The organism is Altericroceibacterium spongiae, from assembly GCF_003610805.1.
Lineage (GTDB): Bacteria > Pseudomonadota > Alphaproteobacteria > Sphingomonadales > Sphingomonadaceae > Altericroceibacterium > Altericroceibacterium spongiae.
The window spans coordinates 485695-502882 of the sequence record NZ_RAPF01000001.1 but is presented as its reverse complement, the minus strand read 5'-3'; the positions used below and the strand labels follow the sequence as shown (position 1 = coordinate 502882).

Sequence of the window (17188 nt, the reverse complement as noted above, 5' to 3'; positions counted from 1 at the left end):
AATAGTGATTATTTTAAATTCAATAGAGCAGCGCACGTACCAGACCGGAGATCCTGCGTTAACCGCTTCGCTGTATCACCCGTCAAACAAACCTTTCATTTTATGAAACCGACGGGTGCAAGTTAGAGCTGGCAAAATCCACTGCTGCACGGCGAAAAAAGGAGACTTCCTGTCAGGCAAGGCCGGCGCCTTTGAGAAAAAAATCTATTCTCTTGCGTAGATTTTCCTCCGTCAATTGCCGCTCCTTTCGCATGGAAATGGCCTGTATTTGCAGATCGTAGGCAATCAGCGAAAAGAACATTTCAGCCAGCATTCTGGGGCTGTAATTGAGCACGATGCCCCGCATTTCCCATTTGCGGAACAGCTCTTCCATCTCCTGATAAGACTGGGAAATCGAACAATCGAAATATTCCTGTCCGCATTCGGGATGAGCAATGCTGACAGCAATCATCAACCGCATGAATCGGATCGCTTCAGGATCGGTGTAATAGGAGAAAGCCGCCTCTGCCAGATTATAGAGCGCTGTCGCCGGGTCGGTATCGGCCGCCGCCGCATCGCGGATAAAGCCGACTCCTATGGCTTTCTCCTCATGGACAATCGCGTTCAGAAGGCCTGCTTTATTTCCAAAAAGCTTGTATAAGGTCGCCAGAGACCCTCCGGCAGCGTCCACAATATCTGCCAGTGACGTTGTTTCATAACCCTGCCGGACAAACAGATCGCGTGCGGCATGCAGGAAAGCCTGCCGCCTGTCGCCCAACCGATGATTTTTTACTTCGACCATCTCCACTCCCTCTTGTCGAAGGTCAATGTAATGCCTATTACACGTTTTCGCAACTGCACAATAATGAAAGTTCGCTCGTGAAGTTCAGACCCCTACTCGCCGCAGTTCTCTGCGCTTTGGCCGGATGTAGCGGCAATTCCGAATCGGAAGCGCCCCAAGCCCTGCCAGTCGAAACCGTGACGATTAAGGAAGAGCAGATTCCGAATATCGTCGAACTTCCAGGCCGGACCGAAGCGGTACGGATTGCCGAAGTGCGCGCCCGCGTCACCGGTATTGTGCAAAGGCGGCTATACGAAGAAGGGGTCGATGTCGGCGCAGGACAGCCCTTGTTCCGCATCGATCCGTCTGAATTGCGCGCCAGCTACGCCCAGAGCGAAGCGAGTCTGGCCCGCGCACGAGCCACGGCAACCAATGCGCAGGCGGTGGTGGACCGTTACAAACCCCTGGTCGGCGAAAACGCCATCAGCCAGCAGGAATATGACGCTGCCGTAGCTGCGGCCCGCGAAGCCAAGGCCAATGTGGCGCAGATCAAGGCGGAATTGCAGGCCGCTTCGCTCCAGCTCGGCTACACCACCGTGGAAGCACCGATTTCCGGTCGTGCCGGTCGCGCACAGGTGACGGAAGGCGCGCTCGTCAGCCAGCCCGAAGGCACGCTGATGACCCGGATCGAACAGCTCGACCCGATCTATGTCACTTTCTCGCAGGCTGCCGACGACATGCTCGCCATTCGCCGGGCGATCACCGAAGGCAAGGTGGTGCTCAACGATAATGACAAGGTGGAAGTCTCGCTGAAGTTCTCAGACGGAACCGATTATCCCATCAAAGGTGTGATCGACTTCCTCGATTACAGCGTGGATGAAAATACCGGAACGGTCGCTATGCGCGCGACCTTCCCCAATCCTGACAAATTGCTGCTGCCGGGTGAATTCGTCCGCGCCCGGCTGATCGCCGGACAGCGTAAGGCGGGAATTCTCGTGCCGCAAAAAGCCGTGGTTATCAGCGCCACCAACGCCAGCGTCTTCGTGGTTTCCAAAGATAGCACCGTGCAGGTACGCCAGGTTGAAGTCGGCACCATGGTCGATAAATCCTGGGTGATCGAGAAAGGGCTTGAGCCCGGCGATCAGGTCATCGTGAACAATATCCAGAAGCTGCAGCCCGATATGCCGGTCAAGCCTGTCCAGCAGGGCAAAGGCAAAGCCGCGGACGCACAAGGGGATCGGGAAGCCGCCGCCAAGAGCGGCGAGAAGCAGTCCTCCAGGTCCAAGACCGCAAGCGAGAAGCAGTAAGCCATGGCACGCTTTTTCATCGACCGCCCGGTCTTTGCCTGGGTGGTGGCCTTATTCATCCTGCTGATGGGGCTTATCGCCCTGCGCAGCCTTCCCATCGAACAATATCCCGAAGTCGCCCCGCCTTCGGTGACGATCAGTGTCACCTATCCCGGTGCCGATGCGGAGACGATAGAGAACAACGTCACGAAAGTGATCGAGCAGGAGCTGAACGGGGTCGATGGTTACCTCTATATGGCTTCAGCTAACCGCTCCAACGGAACAGCGGAAATCACGGTCACTTTCGAAAGCGGGACCGATATCGATATCGCGCAGACCGAGATTCAGAACCGCCTCTCCACGATTGAAGCGCGTTTGCCGGAATCGGTCCGGCAGCAGGGTATTTCGATCCGTCAGGCCAATTCCAACTTTCTTGCCATTGTCGCGCTGACCTCGAAAAGCGGGACGATGAGCGCGACCGACCTCGGTAACGTTGCCAATAGCCAGGTAATCGACGAATTGCGGCGCGTGCCCGGTGTGGGCGATGTACGCCTGTTCGGCTCGGCCTATGCGATGCGCATCTGGCTCGATCCCGACAAGCTGGCTTCCTATAATATATCACCGGCGCAGGTCGTGGCCGAAATCGAAGCGCAGAATGCCGCATCAGCCGGCGGCTCGATCGGCGCCATGCCCTCTCCCGACGGTCAGCAGATCACTGCCACGATCCGCACGCAGGGTCGTTTCTCTACTGTGCAGGAATTCAAGGATATCATCCTGCGCTCCGATACCGATACGGCCAATGTCCGTCTCGGCGATGTCGCCCGCGTGGAACTGGGCGCGGAAACCTATGCTACCAGCGTGGAACTGGACGGCAAGCCGATGGCCGGCCTCGCCGTGCAGCTCGCCACCGGCGCCAATGCGCTCGATACCGCCGAAGGTGTCAATCAGCGCATGGAAGAAGTAGCACGCAGCCTGCCCGAGGATGTGCAGTGGTCCATCCCTTTCGACACCACTCCCTTCATCGAAGTCTCGGTGCACGAAGTGGTGAAGACGCTGATCGAAGCCATGGTGCTCGTCTTCCTCGTCATGTTCCTGTTCCTGCAGAACTGGCGGGCTACGCTCATCCCTACGCTGGTTGTGCCGATTGCGCTTGCCGGAGCCTGTCTCGGCCTGTGGATCTTCGGTTTCTCGATCAATGTGCTGACCTTGTTCGGCATGGTGCTCGCCATCGGTATTCTGGTCGATGACGCCATTGTGGTGATCGAGAATGTCGAACGTATCATGAGCGAGGAAGGGCTCGATCCGATCCCTGCAACCCGCAAGGCAATGGATCAGATTACCGGGGCCATTATCGGCATCACGCTGGTTCTGATCGCTGTGTTTCTGCCAATGGTGTTTTTCCCCGGCTCCACCGGGGCCATTTACCGGCAGTTCTCAGCCACGCTCAGTGTCTCGATCTTCTTCTCAGCCCTGATGGCGCTGATCCTGACCCCGGCCCTGTGCGCGCATTTCCTCAAACCCGTTACCAAAGGCGGCCACGCCCATAATGAGGGTGCGGAGGGAAGCGACGGCGATACGCCTTCGCCTGCTGCGGAAGAGCCGATTGAAGGCAATGGTCCCCGGGCATGGATGGCAAAAGCGAGCCGCTATTCGACCCGCTTCTTCAGCGGTTTCAACCGCTGGTTCAGCCGCACCACGGATAAATATGGCCGGGCCAATGCCAGGGTCCTGTCACGCCCGATGCGCAGCCTTGCGGTCTTTCTGGCTCTTGTGGCCGTTACCGCTGTACTGTTCCTCCGGCTTCCCGGCGGCTTCCTGCCCGATGAGGATCAGGGCTATCTCCTGACCGTGGTGCAGACACCTCCGGGATCTTCTGCCGAACGCACCGATGAAGCGCTGAACGAAGTCGGTGACTTCTGGCAGTCGAAAGAAGAAGTAGCCCATCTCATCACGATCCACGGCTTCAACTTCTTCGGTCAGGGCGAAAATAACGGCATGATCTTCGCACCGTTCACGCCCTGGGAAGAACGGCCCGGCAGCGAACATTCCTCGCTGACGATCATGGGCGAAGCCACGGCCCGCTTTGGGCAGCTCAGCGATGCGATTGCCTATGCTTTCCAGCCCCCGCCGATTACCGCGCTTGGCAATGCGACCGGTTTCCAGTTCAAGCTGGAAGACCGCGCCGGGCTCGGACGGGAAGAGCTGACCAGGGCGCGCGACCAGATTCTCGGTCAGGCTATGCAGAGCGAGGTGCTGACCAATGTCCGCCCCGAAGATCAACCGCCTGCGCCGCAGCTCAAGCTCAATATCGACCGGCTTCAGGCCCGGGCGCTGGGCCTGTCCATGTCGGACGTGAACAATGCCCTGTCGATCAATTTCGGCTCGGCCTATGTGAACGATTTCGATCGCGACGGGCGAGTCCTGCGTGTTATGGTGCAGGCCGATAAGGATTATCGCAAAACGGCAGAAGATCTGAAGTCGCTGCGCATTCCCAACGATCAGGGCGAACTGGTGCCTTTCAGCGCTTTCGCCCAGTCCGAATGGGATGCCGCCTCAATACAGCTCGCCCGTTATAACGGCTATCCTGCCATGACCATTTCGGGTGAGTCCGCTGCAGGCTATTCCTCGGGCGCTGCGCTGGAGGAGATGGAACGAATTGCATCCAACCTGCCCGACGGTCTCGATTATGAATGGACCGGCATCAGTTATGAGGAAAAACAGGCCGGCGGCCAGGTCGGCGCCCTTCTGGGCCTCTCAGTCATTGTCGTCTTCCTGCTGCTCGCGGCTTTATATGAAAGCTGGGCGGTACCCTTCTCCGTACTGCTGATCGTCCCGATGGGGATTCTCGGCGCGGTGCTGTTCACCATGCTGCGGGGATTGTCGGCGGATATTTATTTCAATGTCGGTCTCATCACGATCATCGGTCTGGCTGCGAAAAATGCCATTTTGATTGTCGAATTCGCCATCGAGGCGGAAGGGCATGGCAAGAAGCCGCTCGATGCGGTTAAGGAAGCGGCGCATCTGCGTCTGCGACCGATCATCATGACCTCCCTCGCCTTTATTCTCGGCATGGTTCCGCTGGCACTGTCCTCCGGTGCCGGTGCCGCGAGCCGGATCGCCGTTGGTACGGGCGTGATGGGCGGAATGATCGCTGCCACCGCATTCGGGATCTTCTTCATCCCGCTGCTCTATCTCCTGGTGCGCCGTTACATCAGCCGCGCCAAACCGGAACCAGCTGAAATGCACGAACATGACTATATCGAGCCGGGTGAGGAGGAGCATCAGTCATGAGCAAAAGACTGACCGCAATGGCCAGCCTTCTGCTGGCATCCGGCTGCGTCAATATGGCACCGGAACATGAGCGCCCGGCATTGTCGGTGCCCTCCAGCTACCTTCCGGCCGATCGCCCGGAAGGAACCGCCGTCGCCAGCGAAATCGACTGGTCCGACTATTTCCGTGACGATCGCCTCAAAGCGCTCATCAAAACGGCGCTCGTCAATAATCGCGATCTGATGGTGGCGACGGCACAAGTCGAGCAGGCCCGTGCACAATTCCGCATTCAGGACAGCAATCGCTATCCCAATGTGGATGCCTCGGCCAGCGGAACCCGCACCCGCACACCGCTCGACACGATCAATACCGGCCAGCAAATTCCCGGCAGTGGCGATGGCGGAGGGGGCGATGCCCCCAACTCCATTACCTATAACCGGTATGATGTCGGGGTCGGGATCACGTCTTTCGAGCTCGATTTTTGGGGCCGTCTGGCCAATCTGAGCGAAGCGGCTCGGGCAGATTACCTCTCCACTGTAGCAGCACAGCGGGCGTTCTATCTCTCGCTGATCGGCGATGTCGCTTCGACCTATTATCAGCTTATCGAGAGTCAGGAGCAGCTCGCTCTGGCCGAAGCCACTGCGCAAAGCCGCCGCGAAGGGCTGGAAATTGCTCGGAAACGGCTCGATGCCGGCGTCACCTCCGCATTGCCCTATCGTCAGGCGGAAGGGCTGCTGACCACAGCCGAACAGCAGGTAGCCGCAGAAAGGCTCTCATCGGCCCAGCTTCGCAACCAGTTGCAGGTACTGGTCGGCGGTACCATTCCCGAGGATATGCCCGAAGGACAGAAGCTCGCCGAGCAGGCGCCGACCATCTATCTCGATGCCGGTCTGCCATCTGATCTGATGCTGGTACGGCCCGATATCATTTCGGCAGAAGAAACTCTGCGCGCGGCCAGAGCCAATATCGGTGCGGCCCGGGCGGCCTTCTTTCCCTCGATCAGCCTGACTGGCTCGGCCGGTTTCGCATCGAGCGAACTTGATGGATTGTTCAAAGGCGATTCCTTCACCTGGAGCGCCGGCCCTTCGATCAATCTGCCGATTTTTGACTGGGGTGCCCGCGAGGCCGATCTGGGCCTTGCCAAGGCACGTGAAACCGAGGCGGTGGCCAATTACGACAAGACCGTGCAGACCGCTTTCCGCGAAGTATCCGATGCGCTGGCGGGCCGCCGCTGGCTCGCTCAGCAGGTGCTTTCGCTGGAAGAAAATGTCGAAGCCCAGGAACAGATCGCCCATATTGCCCGGCTGCGTTATCGTGAAGGGGTGGCGGACTATCTCGAAGTGCTCGATGCTGAACGGAGCCTGTTCAGCGCGCGCCAGACGTTGCTGACGACCCGCCGCTCGCTGTATCAGAATGCAGCAACGCTGTTTATCGCACTGGGCGGCGGTGCGCCTCCGGCTGATAGCGAATAAACGAAACAGCCCACACGAAAAAGGCGGCGAAGGACAAAACCTTCGCCGCCTTTTTCATTTGTGAAACCGTCTTTCCGGCACCGTTCTGTTCGTTGCTCAGTTCTTTTCGACCGGACCAGCCAGATAGTCTTCGTCGCTCACCGGTTCCATCCATTCGACATTTTTACCGTCGAGCGTTTCGGTCACCGCAATATGCTGCATAGCCGTTTTATCAGTGGCGCCATGCCAGTGACGGCGGCCACAATTGCACCAGATCGTGTCACCAGCGCGAATTTCGGTTTTGGGGCCACCCTCACACTGCGTCCAGCCGACGCCCTGCGTCACATACAGAACCTGGCCGAGCGGGTGAGTATGCCAGTTTGTTCGTGCGCCGGGTGCGAAGTTCACAATACCGAAGCTGGCGCGACCGGGTTCGGGTGGACTGAATACGAGATCGAGCCGGACATCGCCTGTGAATATTTCCGCAGGCCCTTTAATGGCCTCTTTCGAACCATTGCGGATGATCTGCATGTCCTGCTGTTCTGTGTCGCTATCGCTCATGATTTTTCCTACCCGATGTCGTGATATGAAAATGATGATCGGGATCACCAATCGTTCCTGATAAGGTGAACCCTTCCCGGTGAATGAACAGCCGCCACGCGCTGCACACCTCGATGAGCCAGATTCATCGAACAATTTCCTCACTAATACGTTAGTGCCTTTCGGACAGAATAAACGGGGGCTCGATTTCCCCTTTGAAAAATTAAAGAGGCCCGTCATGAAACAATGGATTTTCGCTATTCTTGTCGGAAGTCTTGCCACGGCAGGGCAAGCGCAGGATGTTGTACATTCGGACACGGTTGAGCCAATTCCGGGACCTGAAGAGGTCTTCACCGGTCGGGCTGAAATCCTTCCGCTCACCAGCCCGACGGCCCCTGGGCAGGCAGGCGTTGCCGTCGTGACCTTTCAGCCCGGCGCGCGGAGCAACTGGCATACGCATCCGGCCGGGCAAACCCTCTATGTCACCAAAGGCTGCGGCTGGGTGCAGGAAGAAGGCCAACCCGTGCAGCGTATCTGCGCAGGCGATGCGGTTTATGCCAAGCCCGGCATTCGCCACTGGCACGGCGCCACCGACAAGGAAGTCATGAGCCATCTCGCCATTACCGAAACGCTCAACGGCAAAAATGTCGAATGGATGGAGCCGGTGAGCGATGATCAATATTCAGGGCCTGAACAATAAGCCATCTGTGCAGTTGCGCAGCAGCTATGAAAGGCGCATGAATTTCTCATGTCTGCCAATCGCAACGATATCGCCGATTTTTCCTATTTCCTCGCTATTGTCCGGCACGGCAATTTCCGCCGTGCCGCAGTGGAGCTGGGTGTCACGCCATCCGCTGTCAGCCATTCGCTTCGGGGGCTGGAAACACGGCTCGGCGTCAGGCTTCTCAATCGCACCAATCGCTCCATCACGCTAACCGCAGCAGGCGAAGAGCTGCATAATGCGATTGTTGAGCCTTTTGCCCGTATCGACCGGGCCAGAGAAACACTCAATCGTTTTCGCGACACGCCAACCGGGCGCATTCGGATCAATGCCGCCAGCGATGCGGTGGCTCTGCTGCTGGCACCGGTCATGCCGGTCTTTGTCGATCGTTACCCCGATGTCGAGCTGGATATCGTCGCTTCCAACCGTCTGGTCGATATCGTGGCCTCGGGTTTCGATGCCGGTATCCGCTATGGCGGCACCATCCCCGAGGATATGATCGCCCGGCGCCTTTCGCCCGATATGCGCTGGGTCGTAGCCGCCTCCCCTGCTTATCTCCGGCATTTCGGCACGCCCGCTACACCGGCCGACCTGGCCGATCATCGCTGCCTTGGTGTCCGCCTGGGCGATGACCGGCTCTATCGTTGGGAGTTTAGGGGGCCGGACGGGGAGTTCGATATCGCCACGCCCAATCCCATCACCCTTGATGACAGCCGCTCCATGCTCATTATGGCCATTAACGGCACGGGGCTGATGTTCGGGCCGGAAGCCCTGTTCAAACCCGCTCTGGCCGATGGATCGCTCACGCTCGTTCTGGAAAATTATGCCACCACCGGCCCCGGCTTCTCCATTTACTTCCCAAGCCGCCGACAATTGCCGACCGGCCTGCGGGTGCTGATCGACCTCATCAAGGAAATCGATCCGCTAAACGCCTGAAAACGGCCTCACAAACCCGTCCGCGCCATGAGTGAATGTCATTCACCGGGCCATGCAATGCCGCGCCGCTAGTCGCCATCGGATAAGAGCCTATCTTGATGCTATGCAGGGCGCATGCCCTTTCCAAGCGAGGATTATCCGATGACTCATGCCTATGGCGCCACCGCCGCCAAACAACCGCTCCAGCCGATGACCATTACCCGCCGCGCGCCCGGCGCAGGCGATGTCGCAATCGACATTGCGTATTGCGGCGTGTGTCATTCAGATCTGCATACCGTGCGCAGCGAATGGGCCGGAACGCTGTTTCCCTGTGTGCCTGGCCATGAAATTGTCGGCCATGTTACGGCAGTCGGCGCGGAAGTAACCGATTTTAAGGTCGGCGATGTGGTGGGTGTAGGCTGCATGGTCGATAGTTGCCATCATTGCCACCCTTGCGAACAGGGGCTCGAACAGTTCTGCGAAAACGGCATGACGCCGACCTATAACGGTGCGAGCGAAGATGCACCCGGCCATACGCTTGGCGGCTATGCCGAAAATATCGTTGTCAGCGACAAATTCGTACTGAAAATCACCCATTCGGAAGATCAGCTTGCGGCCGTGGCGCCGCTTCTTTGCGCCGGCATCACCACCTATTCACCGCTGCGTCACTGGAAAACCGGACCGGGTAAGAAGGTCGGCATTGTAGGCATTGGCGGTCTCGGCCATATGGGCATCAAGCTCGCCAGTGCGATGGGTGCGCATGTCGTGGCCTTCACCACCTCCGAGAGCAAACGCGAAGATGCCAGAGCGCTGGGCGCGGCAGAAGTCGTGGTTTCGAAGAATGCGGATGAAATGGCAGCCCATGCACATAGTTTCGATCTCATTCTCGACACGGTGGCAGCGAGCCATCAGCTCGACGATTACACCTCTTTACTGACACTCGACGGCACGCTGGCGCTGGTCGGCCTGCCCTCCACGCCGCACCCTTCCCCTAATATCGGCAATCTCATCATGGGTCGGCGCGCGATTGCCGGATCGCTGATCGGCGGCATTCCCGAAACGCAGGAAATGCTCGATTTCTGCGCCGAGCACGGCATCGTGGCCGATATTGAAATGATCCGCGCCGACGAGATTGAAGAAGCCTTCGACCGGATGCAGCGCAGCGATGTCAAATATCGCTTCGTGATCGACAATTCGACTATGGGCGCCTGAGCGCCTTCCCTCCCCCGAAAACGGGAGAATGATGATGAATCCAACATATGATTTCAGCAACCAGGTTGCGCTGGTAACGGGCGCGGCTTCGGGCATGGGTCTGGCAGCCACTACCGCCTTTGCCGAAGCCGGGGCCAAGGTCGCGCTCCTGGATATTGACGAACAGGCGGTGATCAAAGCCGCCGAAGATCTTGGCGCAAAGGGCTACCATACCTTGGCCATTCGTTGCGATGTCACCGATGAAGTGCAGGTCAAAGCCGCTATCGACACAGTGGTGGACACTTTCGGGCGGCTCGACATGGCCTTCAATAATGCTGGCATCCAGAGCGATGCCAGCGAACTGGCCGATATAGCAGTGGACGCTTACGACCATATGACCGGGATCAATCTACGCGGCGTGTTTCTTTGCATGAAATACGAACTGCTCCAGATGCGCGAACAGGGCAATGGCGCCATCGTCAACTGTTCGTCTCTGGGCGGCTTTGTCGGTGTACCGGGACGCGCGACCTATCATGCAGCCAAGCACGGCGTTCACGGACTGACCAAGACGGCAGGTATCGAATATGCCGAACGCGGCATCCGCATCAATGCGGTGGCACCGGGCATTATCGATACGCCGATGGTCGCCGAAATGAAGCAACGCGAAACCGAAGTGATGGATGAGATGATGCGCGATGTGCCCATTCGCCGTCTCGGCCAGCCCGAAGAAGTCGCCGCCGCGGTCATGTGGCTGTGCAGCCCGGGTGCCAGTTTCGTCGCCGGTCATGTTATAGCCGTCGATGGCGGCTATGTCGCACGCTGATATTTCGTTGCAGAGGAGAAACGCTCCATGCCCCATGTGACTGTTAAAATGTATGCCGGTCGCAGCAATGCCGAGAAACAGGAGCTGAGCGACCGTATCTCAGAGGCAGTACGCGATGTGCTTGGCTACGGCCCGGAATCGATCTCGGTCGGCATTGAAGATGTCTCGCCTTCGGACTGGATGGAAAAGGTCTATGCAACCGACATCCGCCCGAAAGAAGATACGCTTTTCAAGCGGCCCGGTTACGGACCTCTCGCCCGTTAGATGCCGGGCAGGAGAGCGGCATAGCCCTTGCCGGAACCGTGCTTCGCCGCTCCCGTTTTCCCGCATGTTATCCGGCGCCATGCGGCTTCAAATCCGTCGCCCATGCCAATCTCAGGAGACTGTCCATGAAAAAGCGTATTGTCGCAGCAGCCAGCATGGCTTCCATGCCCCTTTCAGGAACCGCACAGGCCGGTGAAGTGAGCGCGCCGCCCGCCATGCAGCACGCCGCCCCTGCCCTGGCTGAATATACCGGGAAAACCCTGTTCAGCGATCTGTGGAAACGCTCTGATCTTTCCCCCCGCGACCGTTCGATCGTAACCGTGACCACACTGATCGCCACCGGGAAGAGTGCGCAATTGCGCTTCCATCTCGAACGCGCTCTCGATAATGGCGTAACGCCTGCGGAGATCGGCGGGATCATTACCCATCTCGCTTTCTATTCGGGCTGGCCCAATGCGGTTTCGGCCGTGGAAGTCGCCGATGGCGTGTTCCGTGATCGCGCCATTCCCGAAAGTGAGCTGCAACAGGCGAAAGTCGACCTGCTCCCGCCGCCCGAGAATGACGAATCCCGCGCCTCTGCGGTCGAAAAGAATATGCGCCCCATTTCACCCTCGCTCACCGATTTCACCAATGGCGTGCTGTTTGACGATCTGTGGCGTCGCCCCGATCTCGCCCCGCGCGACCGGAGCCTTGTGACCATCGTAGCGCTGACCGCCAATGGCGATGCCGACCAGCTCGGATTCCATGTTCAGCGCGGGCTCGAAAATGGGCTGACCCGTAAGGAACTGGGTGAAGTAATGGGCCATATCGCTTTTTATGCCGGGTGGCCAAAAGCCTTTTCCGGCGCCAATGCGCTCGGCAAGCTGGATCAGTAACCATTTGCGGGGGCCCGGTGCCCCCGCTTTGTTTTCTGCCCCTGCCCTTTTTTTCTGAAAGAAATGAGACTGAATGCCCGCTTCTTCCCATGCCCTGCCTGAAACACCCAGGAAGGGTGCCGTTCTGACGGTCGTCGCTCTGGCCACGGCTCTGGTGCTGGTGGTCTTTACCATCCCGCTGACCACTCTGGGCAGTTCCTCCGCCGCGCTCAGTGCAGGTCCGGCCTATCAGGCCTGGATTCTCAGTGCGATGCCTCTTGGCTGTGCTATCGGCCTGTTGCCCGGCGGCGCAATGGCAGACGATCATGGCAGGCGGCTGGTGTTCAATGCGGGCCTCACAGTCATGGGGCTCACTCTGATTGCCGGGCTTATCATCACCAGCCCTCTGGCTCTCACTATTCTGCGCATTCTTCACGGTGTTGGCGGCGCGGCAGTGATGGCCTGCGGACTGGGGCTGATTGCCAAAGCTTTTCCCGAAATATCCGAACGCACTCATGCAACGGCTATCTGGGCGGCGGCTCTGGGGGCAGGTGTGGCCGTCGGGCCGATCTTCGCCTCGCTGATCGATCATTTCATCGGCTGGCGCGCTGTCTATGGCCTGGAAGGCGCAGTATCGATTGCTCTGGCGCTGACAGGCGCCGTTCTGCTTCCGGAATCGAAAGCCGACAAACCGCGCCCGGTCGATCTGGCAGGCTCGCTGCTGCTCGGATGCGGGATGGCCACCTTGCTGGCAGGCATGACCGAAGCACGACAAAATCTCTTCGCCCCGCTCGCCATTGCTCTGGCGCTGGCCGGTGCTGCACTGCTGACCGGTTTCGTACTGGTCGAACAGCGCAAAAGCCAGCCCATGCTCGATATGGCACTGTTCCGGCGGCCCGATTTCAGCGGCGCCACACTAGGTGCCTTCTTTTCAGGCGCAGGCGTGCTGGCGATTATGTCGATCGTGCCTACCGTTCTCGAACGTGGTTACGGGATCTCTCCGGTCATGGGGGCCATATTCCTGCTCGCCTGGTCGGCCACCAGTGCGGTGACGGCGCTGGGCGCGCGCTATCTGCCTGCCTGGGCAACTCCGCACCGGGTCATCATTATCGGTCTGGTAGCCTGCGCCATCGGACAGACAGCCATCGGTTTCCTTGGCCCGGACAGCCATGCTCTGCGCATCGTGCCGGGCATGATACTGGCAGGTTCTGCCAACGGTTTCCTCAATGCAGCGCTTGGCCGACAGGCCATTGCCAGCGTCCCGGCTGAACGGGCCGCCATGGGCAGCGGTGCCAACAATACCGCACGCTATCTCGGCTCCTCGGTCGGCTTGACTCTGGGTGCCATCCTGATCGCGCATGGCGGAGAAACGCGGGAAGGCCTCTTTATGGGATGGGATGCCGCTGTAATCCTGTCTGCCGTTATGTCCCTGCTCGGTGCCCTCTGCATCATCGCCAGCGGCCTGATGAAAGCCCCTGCACTGGTGGTAGAAAACTGATCGGTCTGGCATAAGGAACGGGTAGTCATCCTATGTGTCTGCCTTATCGAAGGAGAATGGATATGCGTTTCAGCAAAAAAACCGTCCTCGTCATCGGCGGCAATAGCGGCATCGGCCTTGCGAGCCTTGCGGCTATTGCCGAGGAGGGCGCGAAGGTTTATTTCACGGGGCGCGACCAGACCACAATCGACAAAGCGATGGAGCAGGTTCCCGGCGCCATCGGTTACCGGATTGACCTGACTGACGGCCCGGCCATGGAGCAGCTCTTCCAGACGCTCAAAGACAAGGAAGGCCGACTCGATGTGTTGTTCATCAATGCCGGTATCGGCGGGTTCGCTTCCCTTCGCGATATTACCGAAGAGCAGTGGGATCAGATCCATTCCATTAATCTCAAAGGCTGCATCTTCACTATCCAAAAAGCGCTTCCTTTGCTGGATAAAGGGTCTTCGATTGTCGTGACTGGCTCGATCGGCGGCCATATCGCGATGAATGGCAACACGATGTATGCGGCGGCCAAGGGCGGCCTTCATGCCGGGCTCAAAGTCATTGCCGGTGAACTGGTGACGGAAGGCATCCGGGTGAATATCGTCAGCCCCGGCCCGATTGATACGCCGTTGCTCTATCGCAATCCCGGCATCACCGATAGCGATGTCGACAAGCTGCGCGACCGGCTGACCGATACCGTACCGATGGGCCGCATGGGCAAAGCCGAAGAAGTCGCCCGTGCGGTTCTCTTTCTCGCTTCCGACGAAGCGAGTTTCATCACCGGCGCTAATCTCTGCGTCGATGGCGGAGCACTGGAATTGCGATAGAGCACTACCGGGACCGATGCGGCCGGCCCAAATCCCTGAAGGACGGACTCTTTCCTCCTATCTTTGACAGGTAGTACTGCGCAAAATACAGCAGAACCATACGGCCAGAACGATAAGCAGGGCGAGGCACATGAAGCAAAGCATCGGCAAAAGGGACCGGAACAAGGAGCTGCAAGGCCCTTATCCGGTCTCCGACAAGAAACTGATGCGGCCGTTTCTTGATCGTCCGGGCTTTCTGCTGGCGCGGATCGACCAGATCGCTACGGTCATCTTCGGCAATCTGTGCGACACGGTAACGCTCAATCAGGCGGAATTTCTGCTGTTGCTTGATCGGGTCGGTCCGATGATCCAGATCGCCCTTGCCGAAGCCGCAGGTGTGGACAAATCCACGACAGCCTACATTCTGGATAATCTTCAGAATCGCGGCCTGATCGAACGCAAAGTGCGGGCCGAAGACCGGCGCAGTTCGCTAATCGCCCTGACGGATGCCGGTTCGGCCCTGATTCCAGCGGTAGCGGAGTCCTTCGTGTCGCTGCAGACGCAACTGGAAGCACCACTCGATCCTCTCAGAAAACCGCTGCTAATCGATATGCTACGTCGATTAGGAGCCAATCCCGAAAGCGCAGGACCAGTATGGCGCACAGCTTGCGATCCACAGGAAGGTGTGCTCGATCAGGCCCTAAGCTTTCTGTGCCGGAGAGTTCTGCAATTGATGCAGGCGCAGTTCCTGACCTCTACAAAAGGCTATAATCTGAGCTTGCGGCAATTCTCTCTGCTGCATCTGCTGAAACATCGCGAAACCCTCACCCAGATCGAATTTGCGCGTATTTTCGGGCTGGATCCGGCGACATGCGGCGTCATTATCCGCGGCGCCCTCAGGCGTAATCTGGTGGCGGGGCAACCATGCCCTCAAGACAGACGCGCGCGCCGTTACCATCTGACCGAAGAAGGTCGCAATGTGCTGCAAAGTCTGCATCCGGTGGTCGACCGGTCGGAGAATATTGTCTTCGATACTGAACAGAAAAATATACGCCCGGTTTTCATCGGGCAATTACAGGCCATTATTCGCGAATATAGCTATTTGCTAAGGTTTCCTGGTGCACTTTAAGCCCTCGAAATCCTAAGGAGCGGACTTTCAATTGCCTGAAAATAGGCAGGTATCTTCCGTTTAACTATAAAACACGTCCCCATTTTCCTGCCTATCACCTCCCGATCAAGCAGTTCTTGACTCATATCAAAAGCAATATACAACGACATCGGACAATTAGCCGAGACACTGTTTGAATGGTGCCGGATCAAGGGAGAGAGAAATGGCTGACGCCGAGCAGCGCAGGATAGCCGTGTCTAATCCGCGCAATGGCCGCGTGGACTTTAATTTACTCGTCACATCTGAAGAAGAAGTGGCTGCAAAGGCAGCTCGCCTGCGGAAAAATCAGGAAAAATGGAGCGCTCGCAGCCTGTCACAACGGATCGAAGTGATGCAGCGCTGGCTCCGCGAAGTCGCCGCACATGCAGACGAAATTGCCGAAGCTGATGCGCAGGATACGGGCGGCTGCCATACATCCTATCTTCAGGGCTTTATAACCATGGGCAATATTGGCGGCTGGATAGAGGATGCCGCAGCAGCGCTCGAAAAAGCGAGCTATTGCGGCGCATCCAGAAGCGTGCCTCAGGTGGATGTACGTACGCAATTCGTGCCCTATCCGCTGGTGAGCGTAATCGGCCCCTGGAATGCACCGATGATGCTCGTGTTGCTGGATGCGATTCCGGCGCTTTTTGCAGGCTGTGCGGTGCTTATAAAACCGTCCGAAGTAACACCCCGCTGGGCCGAAACCCTGTTCGGAACCGTGGCCAGAGTGCCCGAACTCGCTGCCGTTTTCGACTATGTGCAGGGCGATGGGGCCACCGGCCAGACTATGATCGACCTTTCCGATCTCGTCTGCTTCACCGGCAGCGTACCAACCGGACGAAAAATTGCCGTGCAATGCGCGCAGCGTCTGATCCCCTGCTATCTGGAACTGGGCGGCAAAGACCCGGTGATCGTCACCGAAAACGCCGATCTGAACCGCGCCGCTACGGCTGTTTTACGCGGCGCGGCACATGCCAACGGCATGGTCTGCTTTTCTGTCGAACGGATCTATGTGCAGAACGACATTCACGATGCTTTCGTGAAGCTGCTGATAGAGAAAGCAGGACACGTCAGGCTCAATGCAGATAATCCGCGCGCCGGGCACCTTCATCCTTTTACCTTCGCACCGCAGGCAGAGATCGTCGCCCGTCAGCTGGCCGATGCCAAAGCCAGAGGCGCAACCATCCATACGGGCGGTGAAGTGCTGAATATCGATGGCGGTCTCTATATGCGGCCGACCGTACTTACCGGCGTGACACATGACATGGCAATCATGCGCGAAGAAACATTCGGCCCCTGCCTTCCGGTCATGGCTTACCGCACAATCGAGGAAGCTATTGCGCTGGCCAATGACACCGAATTCGGCCTTACCGCCAGCGTAATTGCAGGCAGCGAGGAAGAAGCCCTTCCCATTGCCGAACGCATCAATGCGGGCTCGGTTTTCATGCAGGACACGTTCCTCACCTTCGCCAAGAACCGCACCGTGGGCAGCAACAGTTTCGGCGTCTCCGGGGTTGGTGGCGGTTCACGCACCGGGCCCGAGGCAATCCTGCGATATGTGCGCCGCAAAGCGCTGCTTACCCAGCATGGCGATGTCGCCGACATTATGAACGATTATCATAAGGATGGGCCTGAACGGGCCTGAGACATCACCTGCATATAAGACAATCCGCG

At 58.2% G+C, this 17188-nt stretch carries 15 protein-coding genes; 13 read left to right on the top strand and 2 right to left on the bottom strand.

Annotated features, from left to right (window positions below):
• Positions 1-172 precede the first annotated feature (172 nt).
• Positions 173-781 carry a TetR/AcrR family transcriptional regulator gene (locus D6851_RS02280; RefSeq protein WP_120323227.1) on the bottom strand — a complete coding sequence of 203 codons (609 nt, stop codon included), beginning with the start codon at positions 779-781 and terminating at the stop codon, positions 173-175.
• A gap of 77 nt (positions 782-858) precedes the next feature.
• Here D6851_RS02280 and D6851_RS02275 point away from each other — a divergent pair, with 77 nt between their 5' ends.
• From D6851_RS02275 to D6851_RS02265, 3 genes are read left to right on the top strand one after another with little or no spacing between them, the layout of a single operon-like run.
• The gene (locus tag D6851_RS02275; protein ID WP_120323226.1) at positions 859-2067 is read left to right on the top strand and encodes an efflux RND transporter periplasmic adaptor subunit; all 1209 of its coding nucleotides are present in this window, start codon (positions 859-861) and stop codon (positions 2065-2067) included.
• A gap of 3 nt (positions 2068-2070) precedes the next feature.
• Positions 2071-5337 carry an efflux RND transporter permease subunit gene (locus tag D6851_RS02270; RefSeq protein ID WP_120323225.1) on the top strand — a complete coding sequence of 1089 codons (3267 nt, stop codon included), beginning with the start codon at positions 2071-2073 and terminating at the stop codon, positions 5335-5337.
• Positions 5334-6788 carry an efflux transporter outer membrane subunit gene (locus D6851_RS02265; RefSeq protein WP_120323224.1) on the top strand — a complete coding sequence of 485 codons (1455 nt, stop codon included), beginning with the start codon at positions 5334-5336 and terminating at the stop codon, positions 6786-6788. Before D6851_RS02270 ends, D6851_RS02265 begins: the two co-directional genes overlap by 4 nt.
• Positions 6789-6884: 96 nt before the next feature.
• Here the strand turns inward: D6851_RS02265 and D6851_RS02260 are convergent, their stop codons facing one another.
• Positions 6885-7328, bottom strand: a complete 444-nt coding sequence (locus tag D6851_RS02260) for a (R)-mandelonitrile lyase (RefSeq protein WP_120323223.1) — start codon at positions 7326-7328, stop codon at positions 6885-6887.
• A gap of 217 nt (positions 7329-7545) precedes the next feature.
• On the opposite strand from D6851_RS02260, the gene D6851_RS02255 reads away from it, so the two are divergent.
• The 10 genes from D6851_RS02255 (at position 7546) to D6851_RS02210 (ending at position 17159) form a co-directional block, all read left to right on the top strand.
• Positions 7546-8007, top strand: coding sequence for a (R)-mandelonitrile lyase (locus D6851_RS02255; RefSeq protein WP_120323222.1), 462 nt, complete (start codon positions 7546-7548; stop codon positions 8005-8007).
• Between the two features lie 48 nt (positions 8008-8055).
• The gene (locus tag D6851_RS02250) at positions 8056-8964 is read left to right on the top strand and encodes a LysR family transcriptional regulator (protein WP_120323221.1); all 909 of its coding nucleotides are present in this window, start codon (positions 8056-8058) and stop codon (positions 8962-8964) included.
• 114 nt (positions 8965-9078) lie between these two features.
• Positions 9079-10155: an NAD(P)-dependent alcohol dehydrogenase gene (locus tag D6851_RS02245; protein WP_420797075.1), complete on the top strand. Its 1077-nt coding sequence runs from the start codon at positions 9079-9081 to the stop codon at positions 10153-10155.
• Between the two features lie 28 nt (positions 10156-10183).
• Positions 10184-10957 carry an SDR family NAD(P)-dependent oxidoreductase gene (locus tag D6851_RS02240; RefSeq protein WP_238473896.1) on the top strand — a complete coding sequence of 258 codons (774 nt, stop codon included), beginning with the start codon at positions 10184-10186 and terminating at the stop codon, positions 10955-10957.
• Positions 10958-10984: 27 nt separating this feature from the next.
• The gene (locus tag D6851_RS02235) at positions 10985-11221 is read left to right on the top strand and encodes a tautomerase family protein (protein ID WP_120323219.1); all 237 of its coding nucleotides are present in this window, start codon (positions 10985-10987) and stop codon (positions 11219-11221) included.
• Between the two features lie 125 nt (positions 11222-11346).
• Complete coding sequence (locus D6851_RS02230; RefSeq protein ID WP_120323218.1) at positions 11347-12096, top strand: carboxymuconolactone decarboxylase family protein; 750 nt, start codon at positions 11347-11349, stop codon at positions 12094-12096.
• Positions 12097-12169: 73 nt separating this feature from the next.
• Entirely contained in the window at positions 12170-13573 is a 1404-nt protein-coding gene (locus D6851_RS02225) for an MFS transporter (protein WP_120323217.1), read from the top strand.
• A gap of 62 nt (positions 13574-13635) precedes the next feature.
• Positions 13636-14385, top strand: coding sequence for an SDR family oxidoreductase (locus tag D6851_RS02220; RefSeq protein WP_120323216.1), 750 nt, complete (start codon positions 13636-13638; stop codon positions 14383-14385).
• 130 nt (positions 14386-14515) lie between these two features.
• On the top strand, positions 14516-15493 hold the full coding sequence (locus D6851_RS02215; RefSeq protein ID WP_120323215.1) for a MarR family transcriptional regulator: 978 nt from the start codon (positions 14516-14518) through the stop codon (positions 15491-15493).
• 202 nt (positions 15494-15695) lie between these two features.
• Positions 15696-17159 (top strand): aldehyde dehydrogenase family protein, encoded by a 1464-nt coding sequence (locus D6851_RS02210; protein ID WP_120323214.1) that lies wholly within the window; start codon positions 15696-15698, stop codon positions 17157-17159.
• Positions 17160-17188 lie beyond the last annotated feature (29 nt).